At 66.9% G+C, this 4,406-nt stretch carries 4 protein-coding genes; all 4 read right to left on the bottom strand.

All coding sequences use genetic code 11. The features are described from left to right. Positions 1-669, bottom strand: a 669-nt coding sequence (locus JMF90_RS25915; RefSeq protein WP_201325596.1) for a molybdopterin cofactor-binding domain-containing protein, incomplete at its 3' end; no start/stop codon positions are given. After that, on the bottom strand, positions 666-1,127 hold the full coding sequence (locus JMF90_RS25910) for a (2Fe-2S)-binding protein (protein WP_011545121.1): 462 nt from the start codon (positions 1,125-1,127) through the stop codon (positions 666-668). The genes JMF90_RS25915 and JMF90_RS25910, both read right to left, overlap by 4 nt. A 334-nt stretch (positions 1,128-1,461) precedes the next feature. Further along, positions 1,462-2,472, bottom strand: a complete 1,011-nt coding sequence (locus tag JMF90_RS25905; protein ID WP_011694252.1) for a zinc-binding dehydrogenase — start codon at positions 2,470-2,472, stop codon at positions 1,462-1,464. Positions 2,473-2,777: 305 nt separating this feature from the next. Then, positions 2,778-3,995: a non-hydrolyzing UDP-N-acetylglucosamine 2-epimerase gene (gene wecB, locus JMF90_RS25900; RefSeq protein WP_011545118.1), complete on the bottom strand. Its 1,218-nt coding sequence runs from the start codon at positions 3,993-3,995 to the stop codon at positions 2,778-2,780. Positions 3,996-4,406: the final 411 nt, after the last annotated feature.

Below are 4,406 nucleotides of genomic sequence, written 5' to 3'. Positions count from 1 at the left end.
GTCGCGTCCGTCGATCAGCGCCGTCTTGCCCTTGCCGATATAGCGGAATTCGGCCGGCGCCTTCAACGCCACGCTTTTCGTATCGGGCACCGGCAGCGCGGCGGCTTTCGCGGCCAGTTCGCCGAAGCCGAGCTTGCGGCCGGTTTTCGTGTCGACGACCTCGTGCACCGTCGCCTTCACCTGGCGCACGTCGACGCCCCACGTCGCTGCCGCGGCTTGCTCGAGCATCGTGCGCGCGGCCGCGCCCGCTCGGCGCAGCGCGGCGAAGCTCTGGCGCAGGCTGCGCGAACCATCGGTGTTCTGGTTGCCGTAGCGCGGCTCGTCGCCTACCGCTTGCGCGACCTTCACGCGCGCCCAGTCCGCGCCGAGCTCGTCGGCCACCACGAGCGCCACGCTCGTGCGCACGCCCTGCCCCATCTCGGAGCGGATGCAGGTCACCGTGACGGTGCCGTCCGGGGCGATCGCCACGAACAGGTTCGGATCGTCGCGCAAGCCGTGCGGCATCCCTGCGCCGCCGTACTGCGGATTCGCGCTGACGGGCGGCTGCACCGGCGCGGCCGCCTGCGCGAGCGACGGCACGCCGAACGCGAGCAACAGCCCGCCCGATGCGAAGCCCAGCAGCAGCGCGCGACGGCTTGCGTTGTGCACGGAGAGTTCGGACGCGCTCATGCGGCACCTCCGCGCCGCACGGCCAGCCGGATCGCCGCGCGAATGCGCGTATAGGTGCCGCAACGGCAGATGTTGCCGGACATCGCATCGTCGATGTCGGCGTCGGTCGGATGGGGATTGGTCTTCAGCAGCGACGCGGCCTGCATGATCTGCCCGGACTGGCAGTAGCCGCATTGCGCGACGTTCAGCTCCTGCCACGCCTGCTGCAGCGGGTGCGTGAGGTCCGTCGACAAGCCTTCGATCGTCGTCACGCGCTTGCCGGCGGCGACCGCGACGGGCGTGATGCACGCGCGGATCGCCACGCCGTCGAGATGCACAGTGCACGCGCCGCACAGCGCCATCCCGCAGCCGAACTTGGTGCCGGTGTGGCCGAGCACATCGCGCAGATACCAGAGCAACGGCATGTCGGGATTGCCGTCGAAATGCTGCTCGCTACCGTTGACGGTCAGCGTGATCATCGTTCACCTCCTGGTTGCGATGCCCGCCGGGCAGGCATCGGGTGGGGATTCGAACGGCGCGGCGCACATTCCGAACGATCAGGCAGGCGTGGCACCGTTTCGTCGACCGTGTCGCGTGCAGCACGGTCGGGCTGATGCTGCGAACGATGCTGTCGGCCGGTTGCCTGCGCAACCTTTCAACGTCACGCCGGCCAGACGCTCGTCCGCATGGATCGCCGTCCGCATTATCGAACCATTTCGGATTTGACGTCGGATCGACGCGGTTCGGGAGTTTTAGGCAAACGGCACGGGAATTCGGCCGGAAACGGCATGCGTCGACGGCCGATCGCGCCCGTCAGTCGACCAGCACCACGGGCTTGCCCGAGAACCGCCGATGCCGGAGCCCTTCCAGCTGTGCGGGCAACTTCTCGAAGTCGCCCGTGACGCGTGCTTCGGGTTGCATCCGGCCGTTCGCGATACCGGCGAGCAGCATGCTGCCCGCCGTGGTCGTCTCGAGCCACGCCGCATCGTCGCCATACGTGTGCAACGCATTCAGCGCGACTTCATGAAGCGACGCGCTCGACGTGAACGGCGGCAGCGGCGGCGTGTCGAAGCGCCCCTGGATGCACACGATATGCCCGTTCGCGGCCACTGCAGGTGCCCAGCGGGCCGCATACCGCGCATCGATGCTGTCGAACACCGCATAGAAACGCCGGGCCAGTTCGGGCGTCGCGCCGATCGTTTCATCGACGGCGCCCGGCAGGAAATGGCTTGCCCCTCGCTCGCGCAGGCGCTCCCAATGTCGTTCGTGGCTCGACACCGACACCACGAACCCGCGATCGGCGGCGATCTGCACCAGGTAGTTGCCGACCGCGCCACCCGCGCCGCTGACGAGGATTTCCCTCGCCACGCGGCACGGTACCTTCTCGAGCGCCTGCCATGCGGTCAGCGCCGGGCACGGGACGCTCGCCGCCGTTTCGAAATCGAGCGTGTCGGGCACCGTCAGCAGCACGCCGGCCGCAACCGGCGTGTATTCCGCGAAACTCCCGTGCTCGCCGAGCGCCTGATGATAGGCGACGCGGCGGCCCAGCAGGTAGCGCATCGCGTCGTCCGCAACCGCGACCACCGTGCCCGCGCCATCGACGCCGGGCACATGCCCGAGACGCCAGTTCACGAGCGCGCCGCCAAGCACTTTCCAGTCGACCGGATTGAGACCGATCGCGTGGTTGCGGACCAGCACCTGGCCGGGCTTCAGCCCCGGCATTTCGCGTTGTTCGAGACGCAACTGCGCGGGATGCTCGCTGCCTTGCCAGGTCCACGCCCGATAGCGGGCCGGCAATGATGCTTGATGAATGAATTGAGTCATGGGGATGGGCATGGTGTGACACGCGACGGGCGCTCGGCGATCCCGTGCAAGTGCGAATGCAACGGACCCCGCATCGGAGTTCCGCCCGTCGATGCGATTTTCGGAAGAGGCGGGTTGGATATCCGCAGAAGTATCCGTGCGCGGTGCCGTTCCGCGAAAGAGGCTTCCCGCGAAAACACTTTTGAATGCATCGGGAAAATGGGTTCCGGGTCGCATACAGGCAAACATCCGGCCGACCTCGCGGCCGGACCGGATGTTTGACGCCTGCGTCGAACGCGCCGGCAGGCGCTACCGCGCGTCCTTCTTCACGGCGAGCGCAACGCCTGCAATCCGAGCGTGAGCGCGTTGAACGGCATTTCCGCGGCGCCCATCGCAAAACTCGTCGTCTTCGTCGGCACGCCGGGCGTGCGCATCAGCGCGTGAACGATCCGCTCGCTCGCATGGCCGTCGCCGTACGGATTGCTCGCGCGCGACATTTCCTCGTAAGCGCTCTCGCTGTCGAACAGCCGCGACGCCTCCCACACGATCCGCTCCTGGTCGGTGCCGACGAGCCGCGCGGTGCCGGCCTGAATCGCTTCGGGCCGCTCGGTCGTCTCGCGCGTGACGAGCACCGGCTTGCCGAGCGCCGGCCCTTCTTCCTGAATGCCGCCCGAATCCGTGATGATGAAATACGCGCGCGACATCAGGAATACGAACGACAGATATTCCTGCGGCTCGATCAGGTAGATGTTGGGAACGCCGCCGAGCCGTGCGCGTGCTGGCTCCCGCACGTTCGGGTTCAGATGCAGCGGATAGACGAACTGCGCATCGCGATAGCGGCTCGCCAGTGTGCACAGCGCGTCGCAGAAATGCCGGAACGGTTCGCCGAAACTTTCACGGCGATGGCCGGTGATCAGCACGACGCGCCGCGACGGTTCGAGGAACGGGAAGTAGGCGGCGATCCTGTCCGACAGCGCGGCGGTGCGATCCAGCATGCGCTTGACCTCGTGCAACGCATCGATCACGGTATTGCCGGTCAGCGAGACCGCCCCGCCCGGCACGCCTTCGCTCAGCAGGTTGTCGCGCGCCTGCCCGGTTGGGGCGAAATGCCATGACGACACCGCATCGGTCACGCGGCGATTCAGTTCCTCCGGCCACGGCGACCAGATGTCGCCGCTGCGCAAGCCGGCTTCCACGTGACCGACCGGCAGATAGCGATAGAACGCCGCCAGGCTCACCGCGAGCGTGGTCGTCGTATCGCCGTGCACCAGCACGATGTCCGGTCGCAATTCGTCGAAGACCATGCCGATCGCCTGGAGGATGCCGGTCGTCACGTCGGTCAGCGTCTGGCCTTGCCGCATCAGGTTGAGATCGTAGTCGGGCTTGATGTCGAACAGCGTCAGCACCTGGTCGAGCATTTCGCGATGCTGTGCGGTCACGCACACCCGGGCGTCGACATCCGCCTGCGCCTTCAGCGCGCGCACCAGCGGCGCCATCTTGATGGCCTCCGGCCGAGTCCCGAACACAAGCAAGATCTTCTTCATCGTTATCCTCGTTTAGCCACTTCGCGCCTGGCGATCCGGCACGTGGCGCGAAGCATGTATTCGGGCGGCGCATCCCGTACTCGCACGCGATCAACACGCGGCGGTGTCGCGGGGCGAGCGCGCCACCTCGTTCGCACGGTCGAAGCCGCGCGAATCGTCGTACTACCGGCGTCCCGTCGTACTGGATCGATCACGTCATGAGCCGTTCCTCGCTGCGTCGAGCATCAGGTCCTCCCACTACAGCAATATTCAAACCAGCCGGCCCGCCTCCCGGCCTGCTTCGTTCCGCGACCATCGCGTGCGAACAGCGCGTCGCGGAATGTTTCACAACTGCTACGGGCACACGCATCGCCGGATCGACACGACAACGATAAACAGCCGGACGCGCGCGCGATCCGTCTGACGACGTCG

The organism is Burkholderia sp. E168m23, assembly GCF_016586125.1.
GTDB classification, from domain to species: domain Bacteria; phylum Pseudomonadota; class Gammaproteobacteria; order Burkholderiales; family Burkholderiaceae; genus Burkholderia; species Burkholderia orbicola.
This window is presented reverse-complemented; position numbering and strand designations above follow the sequence as displayed.